We start from the raw sequence: 23,166 nt of genomic DNA, 5'->3' as shown, positions 1-23,166 counted from the left end.
GATCCTTTAGTTTAAGTTGATCTTAACTAGGAACTGGGGAGCATTCAGTCATTGATGCTAATCTGTCAAGAAGGCTTCCTAACTCTGCTGTTGATAAAATTGGCGATCGCATAGCCAAGAGTACCCCAAAGAAAATTAAGGCAAATACTTTTGCACTACACTCCAACCAGTGAGTGATACCCAAGCAAAGCCCATAAACAAAATAATATTGATACCGAGATGTAAAGCTCTAGCCCAAGGTCGGTTAGCACTAATTTGCGTAGCACTGATAGCAGAGAGCAACACTAACACTACTACTACTAGTCCAGCAACCAAGTGTGACGATTGTCCCAAGGAACCAAAATGGCCCAACGTGCCAATAATACCAATTGCCAGTAGTAGGAGCACTAAACTGACCATGCTGATGCCAATCGTATAGTGGAGCGATCGCATCCCGCCATGTCCTCTATTCAACAAGGGGAAACTAGGAGCATGTTGCGAAGTTCTGGCTTTAAACATCCAAAAGCCGGTGGTCGCTAACATTAGATATGCCAGTATGGATAACCCCATCGACCAAGCAGCTATTTTCCACAACCAAAGAAAAGAAGGCAAATTCATATCAATGATTGTAGAGCACAGAGGGCACTAGGGAAAATTAAGGGGTGATCGAAGCACAGAGGACAAATAACAACTTAAACTAATCAACAAAAAGGGTTGCTGAATTCAGCAACCTTTCATTTTGAGAAAAATTTTTTCTAATCAACGGATGCTAAACCAGCTATTGTTAAAGGTTTTGTTGTATCTTCAGTTTTTGTATTAATTGGCTGCACCATTGGTTTTTTATTAATGGAGTCTATTGCTACTTCTGAGTTGCTACCCAACTCGTAAGTACCAGGCTCGTTGATTGCAAGACGAACGCACGGAATTGTATCCGATAAAATTGCACTCGCCATCATCCCCGTATGAATCTCCATTTGAGCTTCTTGAGGGGCTTCAAACACGAGGCGCTGTCCAGGAAAGACAACCCTTTCAAAGTACCAATTAGAAATATTGGTGATGCGGGCAACCTGGATTTTGCTCGTGGCATTCATGTAGCAGCAGAGAATTTTCCCCGATTGCTCAGGTGGTAGAGGATCTAGTATTTGAGCCATAACTGCTGAGGAGCTTTACGCCACAATTTTACATTACACCAGCAAAAGTAACATTGGGCGATCCCACAAGCTGTAACTCCGACTACCAACTGCGCATTTCTGCATTATTTCTATCTAAAGATAGGTATCCAATATAAAATTTTTGTAAATATATATGCTTTTTACATAATTATACACTATATAGGAAATTTTTTATGTTGATTTTTTGATAAACATCTTGCAACTTCCTGAATCAAAATAATTAAGGGTATGGGATGGCGATGATCCCCTCAGCCATTCTTTACAGTAGAAGTGAGGTTTTTGTCTTATCTGTTCAAAGGAGTAACAGATGAGAATCATCGCTTAATGAATAAGCTCAATGTTATGGTAAAGCTATATGAAAAATATCTTCATAAAACCGCTCTGATGGCTGCCATACCTATGGTAGGCAAAGCAATTTTAGCTATGTCCAGGGGTTACTACGAGGAGGTTGACTTTACTTGAGACTGAGCTTAAATGACAAGCGCGATCAAGGAGAGCAACCAAAATCAATACATACAGTTAAACACTGACTGTTTATTTCACTTTCTTTCCTCAGAAGAACGGCAAGATGGCAGTTAAAGCAAGCACAATGGAAAATCGAATTCTTTACGTTCGCCTTCCCTGTAACCCCATCTTTCCTATTGGGGTTGTCTACCTAAGCGATCACGTACACAAACAGTTTCCTCATATCGAACAACGCATCTTTGATTTGGGCTGTGTACCACCTCTAGATTATGCCCAGGCTTTAGAACACTGTATAGATGAATTTAAACCAACACTACTGGTATTTTCTTGGCGAGATATCCAAATATATGCCCCCGTTGGTGGTCGAGGCGGAAACCCTTTACAAAACGCTTTTGAATTTTACTATGCGAAGAATCCGCTAGTAAAATTACGTGGAGCCTTAGGTGGTTTGCGAATTTTTATTGCTTACTACGTGGAATTATGGCGTAATCTAGGATTAATTAAACGCGGTTTGAAGCGCGCCCAAAAGTATGAAAAAGCTGCCCGTGCAGTTGTAGGTGGGGGTGCAGTTAGTGTATTTTACGAACAGTTGGGTAAAAGCTTACCTCAAGGGACAATTATCTCTGTAGGTGAAGGAGAAACCCTGTTAGAAAAATTTTTAAGTGGCAAAGAGTTTCGCGATGAACGCTGCTATGTAGTTGGAGAGACTCAACCACGACAACGGTTAATTCACGAACAACCCACTCCCTTAGAAAAAGCTGCCTGTAAGTACGACTATATTGAAACCATCTGGCCAGAATTTAACTACTATCTGCAAGGGCAAGACTTCTACATTGGCGTTCAAACTAAACGCGGATGTCCTCATAACTGCTGTTATTGTGTTTACACTGTGGTTGAAGGCAAACAAGTACGCATTAACCCAGCAGATGAAGTTGTCGCTGAGATGCGTCAATTGTACGATCGCGGCATTCGCAATTTCTGGTTTACCGATGCTCAATTCATCCCCGCTAGGAAATTTATTGACGATGCAGTAGAACTTTTACAAAAAATCGTTGATTCCGGCATGACAGACATCCACTGGGCAGCATACATCAGAGCCGACAACCTGACACCCCAGTTATGCGATTTGATGGCAAAAACCGGGATGAACTACTTTGAAATCGGTATTACCAGTGGTTCTCAGGAACTTGTGCGGAAAATGCGGATGGGGTATAACCTACGAAACGTCTTGCAAAACTGTCGTGATTTAAAAGCAGCTGGTTTCAATGACTTAGTTTCCGTCAATTATTCCTTTAACGTAATTGACGAACGTCCCGAAACTATACGCCAAACCATCGCCTACCACCGCGAACTAGAACGGATATTTGGCGCAGATAAAGTCGAACCTGCCATATTTTTTATTGGACTACAACCCCATACCCACTTAGAAGAATATGCCTTCAAACAAGGCATCCTCAAACCAGGGTACAATCCCATGAGCTTGATGCCGTGGACAGCCAAAAAACTTCTCTGGAACCCCGAACCTTTGGGTTCATTTTTTGGGGAAGTTTGCTTGCAAGCTTGGCAACAGAACCCCAATGACTTTGGCCGTGAAGTCATGAAAATATTAGAAGAGAAATTAGGATGTGCTGATTTAGAAGAAGCACTTTCTGCACCAATGGAGAAAAACGAGAAACAGCTGCTAGGTGTTTGATAACTCATATGGGGTAAGCTTCTTGCTTACTCCTGTGAAGATAGGTAAAAACGAACCTAAATTTAAGCAAAGTTTCTCAGAAACACCCTCACCCTTAGTAAACTTGCGCGATCGCTCAAATCACTTATCACAGTTCTCAAGAGCAATTGCGATCGCTTGCTCAAAATAATGATCATCACACTCTACCGCATCCGAGTTTAATTTTGTGTAGTCCAGATGGGGATACTACTCTTCCATATAATCTGGCTGAATAGCGATCGCTTACTTTCGGTTATCAAGGGCTGATTCGGATGTTGAGCAATTAAATTGTTCTCGTAACCCAAGTAAAATAACGACTTAAGCTTTTGACGCGATTTCACGAAAACCTCCTTTGCTCAAGAGGCAAATTTTGCCAATTGCGGTGAATACAGTTTTTCTTTCCCCATTCCGGCAAATTGATACACTAATTAATAAATATCAGTACTTGTGGTCTGTAGCGTAATTCGTACCTCAAAAAGTAAACTTAAAAGAGTTATAGACACAGATTTAAGATTCTTCATCTTCTCCTCCGCTTCTGCGGTGCATTTAATTAAATCCCATGTTAGAAGGCTCTATACTCCAACAGTTAGAAAGTATTCATCGCCATAGTGCTAGACCAGTTCGATTCGGGGTGTACTACAAAAATACCCTAGTTGCCTTGTGTCATGCCTTGGAAGACCACATTCTCAAAGACGATAGTAAACCCTTAGTGATCACTGCCTTCCAACAGGGTAAATGGTATCTCCAAGAAGCAGAACGATATGCAGACATCGCCCAGCACAGCGATGAGATTGTAATTATGGCTGCCGCTGATGCTGGCTTTGCCGAACATCCTACAAGCTTACTACCCAATGTAGACTTAGTAGCTTTAGATCCAGGCGACCCAGTGGCTCAGGAGTGGCATTTAATTATTCTCTCATCCAATTACACAGCAATGGTGATTTGTCAAGAATTATCAGAAGCTGATTATGGCAGCGCCGGAATACCTGGATCAGACTTAGAGCGTAAATTTTATGGCTTATGGACATTTGAGCCAGAGTTAGTTCGAGAAACAGCAGAATTAGCGATCGCCCATATTAGACCATACAATCCAGAACTAGCGAACCAGCTGACCGCCCATAAAGATTCGATTCAGCCTAGTCTTGTTACACCAGAAGACTTGAGTGCAGTTGTCTCCCTTGTGGTAGATTACCTCCAGACTGGCCAGGACAATTTATCTCTTCCCACAGCACTGCGTCAACAAGTACTAGACCGCAACCTAATTTCCAACGAAATCCAGGCATTCTTGCGGATGGCGCAGTTAATGGATCTGGCGGATATTAACAACCCAATGGCAGCAGCAGAAGTCGTAGCCTTAGCAGAAACGATGGGGCAGCTGTTAAATCTCCCTGCATGGCAGATTAAAAGATTGCGCCTTGCCGCCTTGCTGCACCGCATAGATCCCCTACAGAAAGCAGAAAGCGTACTCATACCTGGTACTTCTACCCGTTACCAAGCAGATGCTCCCAGTTCTCCCTTAAGCTGTCCCTTAGTCAGGGGAGCACAAGTACTGCGAACCATGCCAAGGTTGCGAGCAGTTGCTCAAATTATTACTCATCAAACCGAGTGGTGGAACGGTACAGGAGAACCAGCAGGTTTAGCAGGAGATGAAATTCCTTTAGAGTCCAGAATTTTGGCCTTAGCCGCAGATTTTCAGTGGCGAGTAAATCAGAAAAAATCATCTCCAATAAGTCGGGAAGAAATTTTTACTCAAGCTTTGGATGAGTGCAGACTACAACAATCAACCCGCTTTGACCCTAAACTGGTAGATATCCTGACTTTGTTAGTCATGGGTTTGCAACAAGGACTCGACTTACCCTTAATAGAAGCCAAAGTCAGTGCTGGCATGTGGCTAATTGATTCCCGATGGGATAGTCAAAGCAAGACTAGTGAGGAGATTGGTACTTACCCACAATGAATATCGAAGCCATTAGATTAGGAAACATCAAACAACTCCCAGGAGCAGATTTAGAAGACGAGGAACTCTGCCAACTTGATTTAAGCCGTATCAATCTTGCCGGCGCTACCCTTGTCGGCACCAATTTCACTGGTTCTAAACTCGAAGGTGGGCATTTAGAAGGTGCGAATTTGATGGGGGCCAATCTCCAAGCAACTGACTTGCGGGCGAACCTCATGGGAGCAAACCTGATGCAAGCAGATTTAACAGGTGCTGACTTGCGCGGTAGCAACTTGCGCGGTGCTAACTTTATGGGTGCGACACTCAGCGATGTGGCTTTGGCGGGTGCTTTCTTGAGTGGTGCCAATTTGATGAACGTAAATTTGCAAGGTGTTGATTTGCGGAGTGCTGACTTGCGCGGTGCTAACCTGACGGGAGCAAATCTCAAAGGTGCAGACTTGACACGTGCTGATTTGCAAGGGGCGTTGTTAAGTGAGGCAAACCTTGAAGAAGCAGACTTACGCGGGGCAAACTTGGCAGGAGCGAATTTTAGTGGTGCAAATTTATTGTGTGCAGAATTGGAAGGTGCGAATTTGAATGGCGTTAATTTGGATAGAGCCTGTGTGGTAGGAACAGTGGTGGAGAGAGTTTGATGAGAAGTAGAAAAAGCACAGTGTTTTGAACGCTGTTAATTTGAGATGGGTAACTGGTTTTTCCAATTACCCATCTTTAATTGTTCGCCCCCGCATCCAGAAAGCGAGTAGACTCATAAACAATACCCCCATCACACCTTGCAAGGGATTATTATTCACTCCGGTCACCCAATCAGGAACTCGACCAGAATATTTGATTAATTCTCCAATATTAATAATGTAGTAGCCCCAAACTAAACCACCATGCAAACCAATGGGTAAACCAAGGCGTCCTCTACGCCAGAACTTTCCCCATACCTGCGTTAACCCTAATAGTACTAAAGCTGGGAATTGCGGCAGTGTGTGAATAATTGCCTCGAGTGGTTTAATAAAATGCAATCCTGCAAATAAAATCCCATCTGTCCATAATGCCACACGTGGGCTGTAATTCCGTTGTAATTCATTCAACAACCAGCCTCGGAATAACAATTCCTCAGCGAAACCTACACCTGAACCTACGATTAAACCCTCTAAAACTACTTTTAGTAGAAAACTATGAGGTTGTTGCCACACTAACAAACCTAGAGAACCTTGTAATCCAAATAACGTCAACACACTAATTAGCCCAATAGCCAAGCCACGCAGTAAATCGACGCCGTTTTGCCTAGAAATTTCTAAACCATAATGCCGTAGTATGTGAGGTTCCTGATAGACGTACTTACCCCATAACTTCAATAGAAAAATAAACTCTACATATAGCAATACCATAGTCACAATACTTACTAAGTTAGAATCATGTACCAGTAAGTAAATTGGGAAAGTAAAGGGCAACCATAACAATAACAAAGTCAAAATGAAACAACCCAGCCTAATAGGGGCAGGGCGTTGAGCTAGATGGACAAGATTTAGTTTCATGCAAAATGTAAGTCAATAGTTACAAGTCAATATTCTAGATTGAGACTTATAACTAATGACGGCTGACTATTCATCAGGTTCAATTGTGCTACTCAAACCATGACTTTTCAAAGTTTCACAGTAGAACTCAGCATGTTCCTGAGCACAAGTAATAACTAAAGCTAGCCCGTTAGTATGGGCTTCCATCATAATGCTAACAGCCTGGGGCTGGGTAATGCTCGGCACTGTGGTCATTAGTACCTGTACCACGTACTCCATAGGGTTGTAGTCGTCATTATGGAGCAAAACGCGATACCGAGGCGCGAGCTTACGGGTTGTGGAACGCTTCTCAATGGTTTCGACTGACACTGCTCTTTGCTCTTTTTTCGTTTATTTACTACAACGAAGCCTCTGTCCAGCGATCGCTTAACAGTTATTCACCTATTCTATAGCATTTACATACAGATGCTGTGGCAGCAAAATTTTTTCCTGCCTGGGGTTGATTGGGACAATACGAAGTAAATGCTTGAGAAATTTATGTCTAAAACATCACAGGTTTAATAGTGATAGCTTAATGTTGCCGCAGTTTTCTCTCAGCATAGCGCACTCTCAGTTTTAACATTAAGAAAACTACAATATTATCATTGCCGCCCTAAGCTGCGTGATTATGGACATGAGCCTAAACTTTCAACCAGGACAAATTGTGTCTTTAAAGCATGGCGACATGAATTTATATGCAGAAGTCATTCAAGTCGTGGTTTCGCGCCAGTTATGCTGGGTACGTCCTTTAGTGCTGGTCAATTTCATCCCAGAAGCACCAAATATAACTGACCTGCGAGATGCGTCTGATTTACTATGGCCGATAAATTTATTTTGTCCAGCCCTAGATACAGAAGTTATTACGATCTTGAGTCAGGTTTTAGTGAAAGAACCAAAAACTGAACCTGACTCAGCTACTAAGCAGCAACTCCATCAGTTTATTAACTTGGTCTGGCAAGCATACCAAGATACTAATGATCCGAATACGATTTATGGTACATAAATAAATTTACTGCTATGGCAAATACACTTAGATAAAAGCCGAGATTTTAGCTGTAGCGAATGTTGGCATCCTTGAGGCGTTGAATTGCTTCGTGCATTCGCTCATCAGGAATAGTGAGGGCAATCCGAAAAAAGCCTTCTCCAGCTGCACCATAACCGTTACCTGGAGGCACAAGAATGCCACATTTGTCAAGTAGCAGTGTCACAAATTCTGTTGAGGTATACCCTGGAGGAACAGGTACCCAGACGTAAAGAGTCGCTTGCGGAGGCTGAATTGGCCAACCCAGAGATTGCAGCCCTTTGACAATAATGTCCCGGCGATTTTGGTACACCGAAATTACAGATTGCAGTTCTGCATCATCAGTAGAATAAGCTGCGATCGCACATGCTTGAATTGCCTTAAATACCCCAGAATCGACATTACTTTTGACCTGTACTAAACCTTTAATACCAATGGCATTTCCCACTACAAAACCAATTCGCCAGCCCGTCATATTGTACGACTTTGACAGACTGTGAAACTCAATCGCCACATCCTTAGCACCTGGAACCTGTAGTACACTAGGCGGTTTATAGCCGTCGTATGCCATTTCTGAGTAAGCATTGTCATGACACAGCAAAATATTGTACTGCTTGCAGAAAGCTACCAATTCCTCAAAAAATTCTAGTGTCGCCAGTGCCCCTGTAGGATTATTAGGATAGTTAATCCACAACAGTTTTGCTTTCCGGGCAACCTCTTCAGGAATTGCATTCAGGTTAGGTAAAAATTGATTTTCTGCCTTTAGAGGCATGGTAAAAGGCTCACCACCAGCAAATAACGTCGAAGTCCGATAAACGGGGTAACCAGGATCTGGTATGAGCGTATAATCTCCAGTTTCTACAAAGGCTAAGAAAGTATTGTGAATCGCTTCCTTAGAACCAATAGAAGAAACAACCTCTGTATTCGGATTCAACCCAGCTACTCCAAACCGACGTTCCATCCACTTCGCTGCTGCCTCTCGGAATTCTTGAGTACCTTGATAAGGTGGATAGTTGTGGGTGGAAGCGTCATTTATCGCCTCGTGCATTACCTGGAGTATATGAGTTGGAGTCGGTTTATCTGGATCGCCCACCGCCAAATTGATAATATCAACTCCCTTGGCTACAAGTTCATTCCCTTTGCGGTTAATCTCAGCGAACAGATAGGGAGGAATTTTGTCTAGGCGTTTAGCGAACTGCATGGTGAATTGTTACTAATGCAAATGTTGATGCTCATTAGCACAGTTTACGCCACAGGAGGGAACGAAATATTCAACTTGTAGAAAAATACCTACGATGGCTCAGCCTAGTTATTAGTACTGAAATCTTGCCAAGATTATGTTAATAATCCTTAAGTTATATAACTCTAGGTAGAGATAAAAGTTGCTATGTTGAGTGATAGTTTATTACTATCCTAAGCTTGGAACTAACTTAATTCGGCCAGCATCCATCTCTGCCATTAATAATTCCAGAGCTTCATAATCAACATCAGATATGTAGCCTAATTGTGTCAATTCTGAATTGATTTCATTTTCAATTTCAGGGGTTAATTTTTTAATATCAAGCGCTTTTTCTACCAATTGACGAATAGCGTGTCTAGTTCTCATAAAAGATCAGCCAATTTGTATTTGCTATTAATTATCCAAGATATAGTTTGGTATAAAAAGTGATCCAAACACTCATATACTTGTGATTTAGATCACAAGTATGTTTAAATGATTATTCCCTAAAAAACTCAACATTTGCCGCTGTCACAGGTATAATCTAGGGAATATTACCTAATAGCTGAGCTTAGTTTAAATCAGACTGAACTTTAGATAAAGTAGCTCTCTCCGCATAGCTACGGATGTTGATTTTGCTCTTTGGCTTGCTATGTTGATTGTTTTTTAACTGCTCGAAAAAAAATGTATATATACATACATTTTAAACGGTATTTATGACAATCTTTAAACAGAGGTACAAAAGCGATAAAGATTCAGCAAAGAAACCTCAGACAAATGGTCGATGTTATGAAAAAAAGTTTATGTTCAAATAAATCTAAGCTTTACGGTTCAATAACTTTAATTAGGATTTCATTATGCAAGCGGTACTTAAATGTCCAAAAATTACAGTTATTCGTCCCCAAGGTTGCCTAAATGCCGCCAACGCTTTGGAATTTGAACGGGATCTAACTACAGCGTTGGCACAAGATGATACTTCTATCTTGTTAGTGGATTTAGCGGCAATAGAATCCTTAGACAGCGCAGGTTTAATGGCATTAGTATCTGCACTCAAGCTAGCTGGGAGTTTAGGACGAAGTTTGCGGCTGTGCTCTGTTTCTGCGTCAATTAGAATTATTTTTGAATTGACACAACTCGATAAGGTATTTGAGATTGTTTAAGGTAACCCGGAGTAGCAGCATAAACTGATGCAGGCGAGGAATGCTGCTATATATTAGGGTTGGAACAAATATGTAACAGAATGGTAAGTTGCCGCAAACAATTCTGTGGAAAGACCTAATCAATGCTATGGTTGGAGGTGAGTAGCTGTAATTAAGTGAGCTAGAAGATAGCACAGTGGCTGTTGCAGTTGAAAAATTAATCACATCGGATATTTTAAAGCCAGCGCGTTACCTAGGTAATGAGCGCTTAGCAGTACACAAACCTTGGGAAACAGCAACAATACGCTGGGTATTAACCTATCCAGAAGTATATGAAGTTGGATCATCCAACCTAGGGCATATCATTCTCTATAACATTCTGAACGCCCAGCCGCGGCAGTTATGCGATCGCGCTTACCTACCTGGACCAGACTTGTCAGCTAAACTACGCCAAACAAATACACCTTTGTTTGCAGTAGAATCTAAACGCTGGCTAAGAGAATTCGATATTTTAGGCTTTAGTCTCAGTTATGAACTGGGAGCAACCAATATTCTAGAAATGTTGGATTTGGCAGGTATACCCTTAACATGGCAAGAACGGACACAGGGGAATTACCCCTTAATTTTTGCTGGAGGACAAACGGCAACCTCAAATCCTGAACCTTACGCTGACTTCTTCGACTTTGTAGCCTTGGGAGATGGTGAAGAACTATTGCCAGAAATTGGCTTGGTTTTGGAAGAAGGCAAACAAGCAGGATTTAACCGGAAACAATTGCTGCTGGACTTGGCACAGATACCTGGGGTATATGTTCCCCAGTTTTATCAAATGGTAGAGGATGGTTCAGTTCATCCTTTAGTGTCAGATGTACCGAAACGAATTCTGCGCCGAGTAGCTATACCCATCCCAGCTTATTCCATTGGCCTAGTTCCCTATGTAGAAACAGTACACGATCGCTTGACAATTGAAATTCGGCGTGGTTGTACTCGTGGTTGTCGCTTCTGTCAACCAGGAATGCTGACTCGGCCAGCAAGGGATGTAGCTCCAGAAAAGGTAGTAGAAGCAATTGAAGCGGGAATGCGAGCGACTGGTTACAATGAGTTTTCTTTGCTGTCCCTGAGTTGTTCGGATTATTTATCCCTCCCAGCAGTAGGGATGGAAATTAAAAATCGTTTAAAAAATGAAAATATTACCCTGTCTCTCCCTAGCCAACGGGTAGACAGATTTGATGAAAATATTGCTAACATCCTTGGTGGTACAAGGCAAGGAGGGCTGACTTTTGCCCCAGAAGCTGGAACCCAGCGAATGCGGGACATTGTCAATAAAGGACTCACTAATGAAGAACTGCTACGGGGTGTAAAAACAGCCTGGGAGAAAGGTTGGGATAAAATCAAGTTGTATTTTATGATTGGCTTACCTGGTGAGACAGATGCCGATGTAGTAGGCATTGCAGAAACGGTAAGCTGGTTACAGCGAGAGTGTCAGACAAAAGGCAGAAGGCCTCTAAACTTTAATTTGACAATTTCTAACTTTACTCCCAAGCCCCACACACCCTTCCAATGGCACTCGGTTTCTACATCTGAATTTGAGCGGAAGCAAAAGCTGCTCAGGCAAGAATTTCGGCGGATAAAAGGAGTAAAGCTGAATTTTACTGATATCCGCATTTCAGCAATGGAAGACTTTATAGGTAGAGGCGATCGCAGTTTAGGGAAGGTAGTACGCCGTGCTTGGGAGTTGGGTGCAGGCATGGATTCTTGGTATGAAAGTGTAGATAAAGCGTTTGCAGCTTGGGGGTCTGCCATCGCTGAAGCCGGTTTAGATTGGAAATACCGTCAAGTAGAAAAGGGTAAATGGAATCTGTTTCACAAAGAAAACACGGGGAGAGAGGAACACACAGACACGGAGAGCTATATCCCTGCGTCCCCGCATCTTTCCGTATCTTTATCTCCTGACACCGCCCTTGATACTTCCTTACCTTGGGACCACATTGATACGGGAATTGACAAAAACTGGCTGAAGCAAGATTTACAACGTGCCCTAGAAGCCGCAATAGTACCAGACTGTTCTTTTGATGGTTGTTCTCATTGTGGTGTCTGTGGTGTAGATTTTGGACATAATATCGTCATCGAGCCGCCTACTGTTCCAAAATTTGCTGGTGAATTTGTCCCTAATACAAACAAAGTGCAACGCTTGCGTGTCTGGTTTGGCAAACAGGGAGACATGGCTTTGGTCAGCCATTTAGATTTGCTTCGCTTATTTGACAGAGTGATGCGCCGAGCAGGCTTGCCAGTGGCTTTTACTGGTGGGTTTCATCCTACTCCGCGTATTTCCGTAGCTAATGCATTAGCTTTGGGCGCTACTAGCAGGGGTGAAATAGTTGATTTTGAGTTAACTCAGCCAGTGGATATGGAAACTTTCCGAGGACATCTAGTTCGGGAGTTGCCCACAGACATCCCTATATATAATGTCGTTGAATTGGATTTGAAAGCTCCAGCAGCTAGCCAAGCGATTGTGGCAGCAGAATATTTAATTACTGTGTCAGCAATTGGGGCAGCAACACCTGCACAATGGCAAAACTGGATCGAGCAAATTCAAGCTAAAGACGAATTTAGATGGGAACAAATCACCAAGTCAGGTAAAAGCCAATTGGTAAATCTGCGCGATCGCTTGTTTGAACTTGAATTAGTCACAACCAACGATACTCAAGCCGATTCAACAGCTATCCTGCGTTATGTGGGTAGCTGTCGTCCTGATGGTGTACTATTGCGTCCTGAACAAATTCTGTTTATGCTAGAAATAGTAGCTGGCTTAGAGTTTAATCTCTCGCATATCCAGCGCAATCGGCTAGTTTTGGGTATATAATCCATCAAGGGCAGCTTGCTAGTAGTTGCCTTGATGGAACACATCGTGGGAATTGATTTTTGGTAAGGTTGCGTTAGAATGAGATGAAGAGAAATTTTCTGGCGCTGCATTGATTCAGCTGGTTCACTACCCTGTCAGGGGGAAAAGCAAAGATATTTGAGTGCAACTTCTAGGATTTTATCCCAGATAAACTGAGGCAGGTTAAAGAACACACTCTCTCTGTAGCTACCTAGTGAATTAGTAACTTACAACAGGCTCCGTCGGCAACTCTTCCTCTATGCTTTTAAAACAACTGCTGAATACCTAATCCCTATATGGTGAGGGTATAGCATCAAAAATCAACCATAGATGGTTGGTTCAATTGCTTAAACATATGCAGCCTTTGTGAAATAATCAGGCGTTTAAACGCTTTTTTCCGTATCAATAGCTCTTTAACTCTGAGCTTAGATTCACAATTATTATTACCAGCCGCACCTTTTGGGGTTTGCAGGGGAGACAGGCACAATAAACCTCCTTTACCCATCGGTGCCGCCAATTTTTGAGGGAATTGAATGCCAAAGCAAATTATCATCGCGGAACAGCATCAGATTGCTGCTGTATTTTCTGAAGATCAAATACAAGAACTTGTTGTAGCCACAGGTCATCACCAGATTGGTGATATCTACTTAGGTGTAGTAGAAAATGTATTACCTGGTATAGATGCAGCTTTTGTAAATATTGGCGACCCAGAGCGCAACGGTTTTATTCATGTGACTGACTTAGGACCCTTAAAGCTCAAACGCACAGCAGCAGCAATTACAGAATTATTAGCACCACAGCAAAAAGTTTTGGTGCAAGTGATGAAAGAGCCAACGGGGACAAAAGGACCAAGGCTCACAGGTAACATTACTATGCCAGGACGCTATGTAGTACTCATGCCCTATGGCAGGGGTGTGAATTTGTCTCGGCGAATTAAAAGTGAAAGTGAACGTAATCGCTTGCGGGCACTGGCAATTTTGATTAAACCCGCAGGGATGGGTTTACTAGTGCGCACGGAAGCGGAAGGTAAGCCAGAAGAAGCAATTATTGAAGATTTAGAAGTATTGCAAAGGCAATGGGAAGCAATTCAACAGGAAGCCCACTCCACCCGTGCCCCAGCATTGCTCAATCGGGATGATGATTTTATTCAGCGCGTGTTGCGAGATATGTACGGCGCGGATGTAAATCGAATTGTTGTCGATTCAAGTACTGGTTTGAAACGGGTAAAACAGTATTTGCAAAACTGGAGTGGAGGTCAAACACCGCAGGGATTGTTAATTGACCATCATCGTGATCGCTCTCCAATTTTAGAATACTTCCGCATCAATGCCGCCATTCGAGAAGCCCTAAAACCAAGGGTAGACTTACCTTCTGGAGGCTACATCATTATTGAGCCTACTGAAGCATTAACGGTCATAGATGTTAACTCTGGCTCATTTACACGTTCGGCAACAGCGAGAGAAACAGTACTGTGGACAAACTGTGAAGCTGCTACAGAAATTGCCCGTCAGATGCGTCTACGGAATATCGCTGGGGTGATCGTTGTAGATTTCATTGATATGGAATCGCGTCGCGATCAACTGCAAGTTCTAGAGCACTTTAACAAAGCACTGAAAGCGGACAAAGCTCGTCCTCAAATTGCTCAACTCACCGAGCTGGGTTTAGTAGAACTAACCCGTAAGCGTCAAGGTCAAAATATTTACGAATTATTTGGTGACACTTGCCCTACTTGTGGTGGTTTAGGACATACAGTGCGTCTGCCTGGAGAAACTGAAAGCAGATTGCCAACACCAACAGAAATTCCTGAGCGTTTTGTATCTCTGCCTCATAGGGAAACACGAGAAACACGAGAACCACGAGAACCACGTCTGCCAGCCGCCCGCACTTCGGAGCCACGGGAAACTTACGATGGATTTGGGGAATCATTCGATACCGAGTCTGACTTGGGTGCCCTGAATCTCATGAATCATCCCAGTTATCAAGAACTTAGCGATCATAACAAGCGCCGTACCCGTACCCGTCGTAGTCGGATTGGCATTGGTGGACCGAATGGCAAAGATGAATCTCGGGTTGTTAACAATCCACTAACGTTTGGCAACGAGCCAGATTTGGATATTGATGCTGATAGTGAACTAGCTACAACACCAGAAATACCTGCACCGAGCCTGAGCAAACAAGGGTGGAGTGAAAGAGTAGAGCGAACTAAAGTTACCAAAGCAGAACCAGTCAAACCAGTGGTAGAACCACCGGAGATTAGGACTGTAGAAATGACGCTAGAGGAGCAGGATGTTTTTGCTTTAATGGGAGTTTCTCCCTTAGTGAAGCTAGAACGAGAAGTAAAAAATCCCAAGTCTGTGATTATTAATATTATTCAACCTGGGCAGCTTCCAACTCCGTCTAGTGAATCGGCTTTAGATGCAACTAGCTTTGAGAGAACCAGCAGCGAAGTTAGTGTGGTCAAACTACCTACACCACAACTTGATCTAGAACAGAAATCTTCACCTCAACCAGTATCTTCACCTCAACCAGTAATTGAACCATCAGGATTCACCGTGATCGCGGATGAAAGTGAAGCCAATAGCGCTTCTTCTGCTAGTCGTCGCCGTCGTCGGCGCTCTTCTGCGGTAGACGAAAGCACCTCTACCATAGAAGATAGTTAACTTTAATGATGATGGAGACAGAGCAAACTGCCGCAGATATTTGGTCGTTTCAACCCCAAAGCGAACTCAATTGGCTGGAGTTGTCTGCCTTATCAGGGACTTCAGGGATGGCGGGTGTAGATGAAGTGGGACGAGGTGCTCTGTTTGGCCCTGTGGTTGCGGCAGCAGTCATACTACCAGATCGTGCTTGGACAGAACTGGTAGCGGCTAAAATTAAAGATAGTAAAAAGCTGTCTAGTTCTCGCAGAACACAACTAGCACAACAAATTTGTGCATTAGCAGTAGATTGGAAGATTGGCTTCGCTTCCACTGCTGAAATCGATCGAATAAACATTTTGCAAGCAACACTGTTGGCAATGAAGCGGGCTGTGCTAAAACTGAACGTACAGCCTGCACTCTGCTTAATTGATGGTAATCAGTCGATAAAAGACTTGTTACTACCGCAACAAACAATAGTCAAAGGAGACGAGCGATCGCTAAATATTGCCTCAGCTAGTATTGTGGCTAAGGTTTGGCGGGATGAGCTAGTGCTGCGCCTAGCATCAAAGTACCCAATGTACGATCTTACACGTAACAAGGGTTATGGTAGCCAAAAGCATTTACTAGCGCTGCAAGAATACGGACCCTCACCCCTGCACCGCAAGTCTTTTCGTCCTTGCCAAATTAAATGCTGAAGAGCCACTGAGTTCTTCGGCTTTCATGGCTTAGAAATTGTCTAAGGGAGCTTTCGTTACGCCAAGCCTTGGTTAGCTATTAAAAGGTAAGAGTCCCAACCGTGTTATGTAATTTTGGATTTTAGATTGAGATTGTATCCGTTGCTATCATTTTTTACATTGGTATTACTTGATGCTAAACCATCAAAGAATTACTCTATATTCAAGATTGGCAACTCTACACTGTCATCATTAAGCCCTTGTTCTGTTGTTTGGATGATCACCCAACGGCGATAATCTGCTAGGAGTTGATGTAACAGTCGTTGCTTGACTGTCAATAGTACACTCTTGAGTAAACCATTACCAGTAGCCTCTAAAATTGGTTTGGGAGTGAAGGAAAATGGCGGTGGTAGCTCCACTTGTACTTCTAAATCGGCTTTACCCTGCAGGCGAGTCCCTGTGCTGTGTTGAGATGGTGATAAATTCCCTTTTAAATTTAGAGCAAAACGTTGATTGATATACTCGAAACCTAAAATTTCACAACCTACAGATTGCAAATTTATAGTTCCATTAGATTCTGCCCAAACTCTCATGTCTACAGTTGGTTGAATACTCAGTGACATAAAACTTAGAGGACGCATTTTCAATCGAAATACTTCCTCAGAAAGTTGCTGAATGCGATTAGTATCAACCAAAGCATTAACTAGACGTTGAGGCTGACGCAAGTAGTGCTGAATGGGAATAGGCTGTTTAGGAACAGCTATTTCCACCGATTGAGAGGCCGTAAACCGGATAGGCATGAGTAAATAAATATGTATGTTGTTTAATTTTAATATTTTTTAATAAATTAAATTTACTTGCATAAAAGTTTAAATTTTTTGAATTATAAAAATTATTTTTGCTCATTAGCGATAGTTTATGAGCAAAAACTTGATAATCTCATTACTATCTTTAGTTAGAAAAATTTTTAATTACTAATTAAAACTATTTATTGACAAGAGATAAATAATATGTACACAAATAGGTACTGCCAAATAGTAAAATGATTCATCAATCCTGCGAAAGATTTAGCAACAGTTTACAAGCAATCTATATGCAGAAAACTGCTTTTGGCAGCGCGTAATTTGCCCAAAGCAAAAATCATAACTCTGTAACTTTTCTTTCCAAATCAAAATCGTACCTAAAAGCTAAAAACATGACATTATCGATCGCACATTTGGGTCCTCCTGGAACTTACACAGAGCAAGCAGCCGTTTTTTATGTTAACTGGCTAAAGCAAACAACAGGAATTGAAGCTACTTTATGCCCTTATCCCAGCATTGCCCAATCACTCCAAGCCGTTGCTCAAGGAAAGACCCAGTTAGCGGTTGTGCCAGTGGAAAATTCTCTTGAAGGCAGTGTGACCATGACAATGGATACGCTGTGGTTGTTAGATAGTTTGCGAATTCAGTTAGCTTTGGTCTTGCCCATTTCCCATACCTTAATTTCCTGCGCGACGAGTTTAGATAGCATTAAAACTGTTTATTCACATCCACAAGCTTTGGCACAATGTCAAGGATGGTTAGAGCAGTATCTCCCCACTGTACAGCTGATTCCTAATAATTCTACAACCGAAGCATTGCAGCTACTCAAGCAAGACATCACATCTGCTGCGATCGCATCTATTAGAGGAGCTGAACTCTACAACCTACCTACACTTGCTATTGGTATAAACGATCATCCAGAAAACTGCACCCGCTTTTGGGTGGTAAGTCAAGCTCAGACAGATAATTCACAGCACAGATCTTCGACAACCAGTACTCATACCTCGCTAGCTTTTAGTTTGCCTGCTAATCTACCTGGAGCACTTGTCAAAGCCTTGCAGATATTTGCACAACTAGAAATGAACCTCAGTCGAATTGAATCTCGCCCGACAAAGCGCTCTCTAGGAGAATATTTATTTTTCATCGATCTAGAAGCAGATGCCACTACGATAAAAATGCAATCTGCTTTGGCAGAACTAAAAACTTACACAGAAATATTAAAAATTTTTGGCAGCTATAATATTCTACCGATCACAATTTAACAGTCAGTTGACTAGATAACTTATAATTTCTGGTTAAATGTGTCTTTAAGAACGGTACGCGCTGCCAAGTGATTCCGAGTAGAAGTCAAGATTTCTGATTCCCGTTCTAAACGAGCAGCAGTATCTCGCATTTCCAATAATGACTGCTGCTCTGCGGCAACACCATAAAGGTTACTTGCTACCCAATAAGATAGCTCTGTAGGTAAATCAGGTACATCTTCTGGCAATTCAATATTTTGTTCAGTTAACTTAGCTGAAAGACGCACAACATCTCGCAACAGTTGTTCTACCTCAGAAGCTAAAGGCCGCAAATCTTTTGCTGGTGGCTGATCTTCAATCCACTCAACTAGAGCTACTCGATACGGTTTTTCGCGAATGTACTCTAAAACACGGAATCTTTGTTGTCCTAAAGTTAACATCTTCAACCGATCATCTGGCAACCGCTGGTAATGAATAATCTCTGCACAACAACCAACGTTTGCAATAGTACCTTTGACTGGATCGACCATCAAAACACCAAATCGGCGATCGCTTTCTAGAATCGTGTTCATCATGATTCGGTAGCGAAATTCAAATATGTGCAGGGGTAATGGTCTGCTAGGAAAAAGAACTACATCAGGTAACGGGAACAGAGGTAGTTCGCGAACAGCAATTCTAGAAGAGGATGTCATAGTTACTTAGGTATAAATATAATCTTTAAGATTTAAAATTCTCTGCTTCTCCCGTAATTTGTTTACATTCTATCATTTGTTTTCTAGCTAATAAAAAGCCCTGAGATAGATTCTTCAGGGCAATGTAAATCTTGATACTAATAAAAGGCATCTGCCCATTGCCACTAGTCATCTGTTTAGGTACTAATAACTAATGACTAATGGCTTTAAAGTTTAACTTCGATGTCTACACCTGATGGGAGATCCAACTTCATTAGCGCATCAATAGTTTTAGAAGAAGGTTGATAAATGTCAATAATCCGGCGATGGGTGCGAGTTTCAAAGTGTTCTCGGGAATCTTTATCTACGTGAGGCGATCGCAGCACACAATAAATCTTACGTTTTGTTGGTAAAGGAATCGGCCCTATAGCTGTGGCGTTAGTGCGGTTAGCTGTGTCTACAATCTTCTCGCAAGATGTATCCAATAAGCGACGGTCAAAAGCTTGTAAGCGAATTCTAATTTTCTGCTGCTGTAGAGTTGCCATCTTTAGTTTTCTAGGTTCTGATTAATTTAAGAGAATGGATATTGAAGAATAGATATTTCTTCAAGAAAGGGAAGAGAAAGGAGCAGAGACTTATTGTGCCATCTCTGCTCCTTTTTATTAGGACTAAAAAGTGCTATTTGAGGATCTTAGAAACAACACCAGCACCGATAGTACGACCACCTTCACGAATGGCAAAGCGCATTCCTTGCTCAATTGCGATCGGGTTGATCAATTCTACAGTCATCTTGATGCGATCGCCGGGCATGACCATTTCTGCTTCACTGCCATCATCGGAGGTAAAAGCTTTGATAGTGCCGGTTACATCTGTTGTTCGTACGTAGAACTGGGGACGATAGCCAGAGAAAAATGGGGTTTTCCGACCACCTTCTTTTTCTGTCAGAACGTATACTTCACCTTCAAATTGAGTATGAGGTGTAATCGAACCAGGTTTAGCTAATACCATACCCCGTTCAATATCTGTTTTTTGGATACCGCGCAGTAGTACACCTGCGTTATCCCCAGCCATACCTTCTTCGAGGCTCTTCTTGAACATTTCAATCCCGGTTACGGTGGTGTTCCGGGTGTCTCTAATGCCCACCAGCTCTACAACATCACCGACCTTCACTTTACCGCGTTCAATCCGACCTGTAGCAACAGTACCACGACCTGTGATGGAGAACACGTCTTCTACCGCCATTAGGAAGGGTTGGTCAACAGCCCGTTCTGGAGTAGGGATGTAGGAGTCTACAGCGTCCATCAGTTCGTAGATTTTATCTACCCACTGATTTTCACCACGCTGAGTCTTAGGATTCTTGGTCATTGCTTCTAAAGCTTGTAGACCCGATCCTTTGATAATGGGGATGTCGTCACCAGGGAAATCGTAACTGGAAAGCAGCTCTCGCAGTTCTAGTTCTACTAACTCTAGGAGTTCTGGGTCATCCATCAGGTCTTCTTTGTTCAAGAAGACAACCAAGCTGGGAACGCCTACCTGTTTTGCTAGCAGGATGTGTTCGCGGGTTTGGGGCATAGGACCATCAGTAGCAGCCACTACCAAAATGGCTCCATCCATTTGGGCTGCACCAGTGATCATGTTTTTCACGTAGTCAGCGTGTCCTGGACAGTCTACGTGAGCATAGTGGCGATTTTGGGTTTCGTACTCAACGTGAGCAGTATTGATGGTAATACCCCGCGCCTTTTCTTCTGGGGCGTTGTCGATTTGGTCGTAGCCTTTAGCTACAGCTTGGCCCATTGCTGCCAAGGTCATGGTGATAGCAGCTGTTAATGTGGTTTTACCGTGGTCAACGTGGCCAACAGTACCGATGTTAACGTGGGGTTTATTCCTTTCAAACTTTGCGCGTGCCATGAATGCTTGTTTCCTTTTTTAATTAAGCGTTCCCTTTGCTTTTTGCAATGATTGCCTCAGCCACGTTGCGAGGCACTTCTTCGTAGTGGCTAAACTCCATTGAGAAGATGCCCCGACCCTGGGTCTTAGACCGGATATCGGTGGCGTAGCCAAACATTTCTGCCAATGGTACTTTAGCAGTCACTTTAGCAAGACCCTGCTCAGACCCCATACCCTCAATTTGCCCACGACGGGAATTGAGGTCACCCATGACATCGCCAAGGTAGTTTTCTGGAACTTCAACCTCGACTTTCATCATAGGCTCTAAAAGGACGGGCGCTGCTTTCGATACCGCCTCTTTCAACGCCATAGAGCCGGCGATTTTGAAAGCCATTTCTGAAGAGTCTACATCATGGTAAGACCCATCAACCAAAGTCGCTTTGACATCAATTAACGGATAGCCTGCTAAAATGCCAGATTCGCAGCATTCCTTCATTCCCTGTTCTGCGGGGCCAATGTACTCTTTAGGTACGACACCACCAACAATCTTAGAAACAAATTCAAAGCCACTGCCTGCTTCTCCTGGCTCCAAATCGATCACAACGTGACCGTATTGACCCTTACCACCACTTTGGCGGATAAATTTACCTTCTACTCTGGAGACTCGTTTACGAATTGTTTCGCGGTAAGCTACTTGCGGCGCACCAACATTCGCTTCCACTTTAAATTCACGTAACATCCGGTCTACCAGAATTTCCAGGTGTAGCTCTCCCATCCCTGCAATCACAGTTTGGTTAGTTTCCGGATCGACGTGGACGCGAAAGGTTGGGTCTTCTTCTGAGAGGGATTGCAGAGCCTTGGATAGTTTATCCATGTCGTTCTTGGTTTTGGGTTCAACCGCCACCGAGATTACAGGCTCAGGGATGAATAGAGATTCCAGAATTACTGGCGCTCCTTCATCAGTAATGGTGTCACCTGTTAAGGTATCTTTCAAACCCAACGCTGCGCCTAGATCACCAGCTCGCATTTCTTCGACATCTTGTCGTTCATCTGCTTTCAAAATAACTAGGCGGGAGATCCGTTCTTTCTTATTCTTAGTAGCGTTGAGAACGTAGCTACCCTTCTTCAGGACACCAGAATAAACCCGAACAAAGGTTAGGCGACCATATGGGTCAGCCATAATCTTGAATGCCAGAGCAGATAAGGGTTCGTTATCATCGGCCCGACGTTCAACTGTATCACCGTTGGGCAATGTGCCTTGAATTGGGGGGACATCAATTGGTGCTGGCAGGTAATCTACTACCGCATCCAGCATCAGCTGTACGCCCTTATTTTTAAATGCCGAGCCACAAAGCACTGGTACAATTGTACCTGCGACTGTTCCTTTCCGCAGAGCAGTCTGAATTTCCGCTTCTGTAAGTTCTTCGCCCTCGAAGTACTTAGTCATCAGATTGTCATCTGTTTCTGCTACCGCTTCTATGAGTTTGGTGCGGTATTCTGCTGACTGCTCTTGCAATTCAGCGGGGATATCAGTTTCCTGAATATCTGTTCCCTGATCGTTGTTGTAAATATAGGCACGCATCCGTACCAGGTCAACGATGCCCTTAAATTCGGTTTCACTACCAATTGGCAGTTGAATGGCAATAGCATTAGCTCGCAGGCGATCGCGCATTTGCTCATGAACTCTGTAGAAGTTCGCTCCTGTGCGATCCATTTTGTTGATAAAGGCTATCCGCGGCACTTTATAGCGGTCTGCTTGTCGCCATACTGTTTCTGACTGGGGTTGTACACCACCTACAGAACAAAATACGGCGATTACACCATCCAACACGCGCATGGAACGTTCAACTTCAATTGTGAAGTCAACGTGACCTGGAGTATCGATAATGTTTATTTGATGATCTTTCCAGCTGGTACTAATAGCAGCAGCAGTGATGGTAATCCCTCTCTCCCGCTCCTGTTCCATCCAGTCTGTGACGGCGGTTCCTTCATGAACTTCGCCAATCTTATGAATTATCCCAGAGTAAAACAATATTCTCTCTGTTGTTGTTGTCTTGCCCGCATCTATATGCGCCGCAATACCGATATTGCGTACTCTCTCTAGCGGGATCGTACGTGCCACAGTAGCCTCCTATAGTTTTTGCCTCATGATATCTTGTATATTAC

20 protein-coding genes are annotated in these 23,166 nt (G+C 43.0%); 9 read left to right on the top strand and 11 right to left on the bottom strand.

The window, feature by feature from the left end; translation table 11 throughout:
- Positions 1-135: 135 nt before the first annotated feature.
- Positions 136-597 carry a DUF4079 domain-containing protein gene (locus BV372_RS18725; protein WP_086688002.1) on the bottom strand — a complete coding sequence of 154 codons (462 nt, stop codon included), beginning with the start codon at positions 595-597 and terminating at the stop codon, positions 136-138.
- 137 nt (positions 598-734) lie between these two features.
- Positions 735-1,130 (bottom strand): DUF1830 domain-containing protein, encoded by a 396-nt coding sequence (locus tag BV372_RS18720; protein ID WP_086688001.1) that lies wholly within the window; start codon positions 1,128-1,130, stop codon positions 735-737.
- 589 nt (positions 1,131-1,719) lie between these two features.
- Here BV372_RS18720 and BV372_RS18715 point away from each other — a divergent pair.
- From BV372_RS18715 to BV372_RS18705, 3 genes are all read left to right on the top strand, one after another.
- Complete coding sequence (locus BV372_RS18715) at positions 1,720-3,309, top strand: photosystem II high light acclimation radical SAM protein (RefSeq protein WP_086688000.1); 1,590 nt, start codon at positions 1,720-1,722, stop codon at positions 3,307-3,309.
- Between the two features lie 577 nt (positions 3,310-3,886).
- Positions 3,887-5,284: a DICT sensory domain-containing protein gene (locus tag BV372_RS18710; RefSeq protein WP_086687999.1), complete on the top strand. Its 1,398-nt coding sequence runs from the start codon at positions 3,887-3,889 to the stop codon at positions 5,282-5,284.
- Positions 5,281-5,916, top strand: a complete 636-nt coding sequence (locus BV372_RS18705; protein WP_086687998.1) for a pentapeptide repeat-containing protein — start codon at positions 5,281-5,283, stop codon at positions 5,914-5,916. Before BV372_RS18710 ends, BV372_RS18705 begins: the two co-directional genes overlap by 4 nt.
- 66 nt (positions 5,917-5,982) lie before the next feature.
- On the opposite strand, the gene BV372_RS18700 is transcribed toward BV372_RS18705, so the two are convergent.
- Both BV372_RS18700 and clpS read right to left on the bottom strand, forming a co-directional pair.
- Positions 5,983-6,810 (bottom strand): CPBP family intramembrane glutamic endopeptidase, encoded by an 828-nt coding sequence (locus BV372_RS18700; RefSeq protein ID WP_086687997.1) that lies wholly within the window; start codon positions 6,808-6,810, stop codon positions 5,983-5,985.
- Positions 6,811-6,876: 66 nt separating this feature from the next.
- Positions 6,877-7,158 carry an ATP-dependent Clp protease adapter ClpS gene (clpS, locus tag BV372_RS18695; protein ID WP_086687996.1) on the bottom strand — a complete coding sequence of 94 codons (282 nt, stop codon included), beginning with the start codon at positions 7,156-7,158 and terminating at the stop codon, positions 6,877-6,879.
- Positions 7,159-7,456: 298 nt separating this feature from the next.
- Between clpS and BV372_RS18690 the strand changes: the two genes are divergently transcribed.
- Positions 7,457-7,831 (top strand): hypothetical protein, encoded by a 375-nt coding sequence (locus BV372_RS18690; RefSeq protein WP_179198143.1) that lies wholly within the window; start codon positions 7,457-7,459, stop codon positions 7,829-7,831.
- A gap of 46 nt (positions 7,832-7,877) precedes the next feature.
- Here BV372_RS18690 and BV372_RS18685 read toward each other — a convergent pair whose 3' ends face one another.
- Positions 7,878-9,050, bottom strand: a complete 1,173-nt coding sequence (locus BV372_RS18685; protein WP_086687994.1) for a pyridoxal phosphate-dependent aminotransferase — start codon at positions 9,048-9,050, stop codon at positions 7,878-7,880.
- 207 nt (positions 9,051-9,257) lie between these two features.
- On the bottom strand, positions 9,258-9,455 hold the full coding sequence (locus BV372_RS18680) for a hypothetical protein (RefSeq protein ID WP_086687993.1): 198 nt from the start codon (positions 9,453-9,455) through the stop codon (positions 9,258-9,260).
- A 470-nt stretch (positions 9,456-9,925) separates the two neighbouring features.
- Between BV372_RS18680 and BV372_RS18675 the strand changes: the two genes are divergently transcribed.
- The 4 genes from BV372_RS18675 to BV372_RS18655 all read left to right on the top strand — a co-directional run bounded on the left by BV372_RS18675 (position 9,926) and on the right by BV372_RS18655 (position 16,419).
- Positions 9,926-10,228 (top strand): STAS domain-containing protein, encoded by a 303-nt coding sequence (locus tag BV372_RS18675; RefSeq protein WP_086687992.1) that lies wholly within the window; start codon positions 9,926-9,928, stop codon positions 10,226-10,228.
- Between the two features lie 175 nt (positions 10,229-10,403).
- Positions 10,404-13,067 carry a TIGR03960 family B12-binding radical SAM protein gene (locus BV372_RS18670; RefSeq protein ID WP_086687991.1) on the top strand — a complete coding sequence of 888 codons (2,664 nt, stop codon included), beginning with the start codon at positions 10,404-10,406 and terminating at the stop codon, positions 13,065-13,067.
- 551 nt (positions 13,068-13,618) lie between these two features.
- Positions 13,619-15,745: an Rne/Rng family ribonuclease gene (locus tag BV372_RS18660; protein WP_086687989.1), complete on the top strand. Its 2,127-nt coding sequence runs from the start codon at positions 13,619-13,621 to the stop codon at positions 15,743-15,745.
- 8 nt (positions 15,746-15,753) lie between these two features.
- A complete protein-coding gene (locus BV372_RS18655; RefSeq protein WP_086688050.1) occupies positions 15,754-16,419 on the top strand; it encodes a ribonuclease HII in 666 nt (221 codons plus the stop codon).
- A gap of 191 nt (positions 16,420-16,610) precedes the next feature.
- Here BV372_RS18655 and BV372_RS18650 read toward each other — a convergent pair whose 3' ends face one another.
- A complete protein-coding gene (locus tag BV372_RS18650) occupies positions 16,611-17,198 on the bottom strand; it encodes a DUF1997 domain-containing protein (RefSeq protein WP_086687988.1) in 588 nt (195 codons plus the stop codon).
- Between the two features lie 395 nt (positions 17,199-17,593).
- Here BV372_RS18650 and pheA point away from each other — a divergent pair, with 395 nt between their 5' ends.
- Complete coding sequence (gene pheA / locus BV372_RS18645) at positions 17,594-18,463, top strand: prephenate dehydratase (protein WP_086687987.1); 870 nt, start codon at positions 17,594-17,596, stop codon at positions 18,461-18,463.
- Positions 18,464-18,483: 20 nt separating this feature from the next.
- Here the strand turns inward: pheA and BV372_RS18640 are convergent, their stop codons facing one another.
- The 4 genes from BV372_RS18640 to fusA form a co-directional block, all read right to left on the bottom strand.
- Positions 18,484-19,134, bottom strand: coding sequence for an LON peptidase substrate-binding domain-containing protein (locus tag BV372_RS18640; RefSeq protein WP_086687986.1), 651 nt, complete (start codon positions 19,132-19,134; stop codon positions 18,484-18,486).
- A gap of 206 nt (positions 19,135-19,340) precedes the next feature.
- Positions 19,341-19,658, bottom strand: coding sequence for a 30S ribosomal protein S10 (gene rpsJ, locus BV372_RS18635; RefSeq protein WP_010998474.1), 318 nt, complete (start codon positions 19,656-19,658; stop codon positions 19,341-19,343).
- A gap of 133 nt (positions 19,659-19,791) precedes the next feature.
- On the bottom strand, positions 19,792-21,021 hold the full coding sequence (tuf, locus tag BV372_RS18630) for an elongation factor Tu (RefSeq protein ID WP_086687985.1): 1,230 nt from the start codon (positions 21,019-21,021) through the stop codon (positions 19,792-19,794).
- A 22-nt stretch (positions 21,022-21,043) separates the two neighbouring features.
- The gene (gene fusA / locus BV372_RS18625) at positions 21,044-23,122 is read right to left on the bottom strand and encodes an elongation factor G (RefSeq protein ID WP_086687984.1); all 2,079 of its coding nucleotides are present in this window, start codon (positions 23,120-23,122) and stop codon (positions 21,044-21,046) included.
- Positions 23,123-23,166: the final 44 nt, after the last annotated feature.

The sequence above is a fragment of the Nostoc sp. T09 genome (assembly GCF_002154695.1).
Classification (GTDB): domain Bacteria; phylum Cyanobacteriota; class Cyanobacteriia; order Cyanobacteriales; family Nostocaceae; genus Aulosira.
Note: the sequence above shows the minus strand (reverse complement) of the source record. Positions and strands in the feature narration are given on the sequence as shown.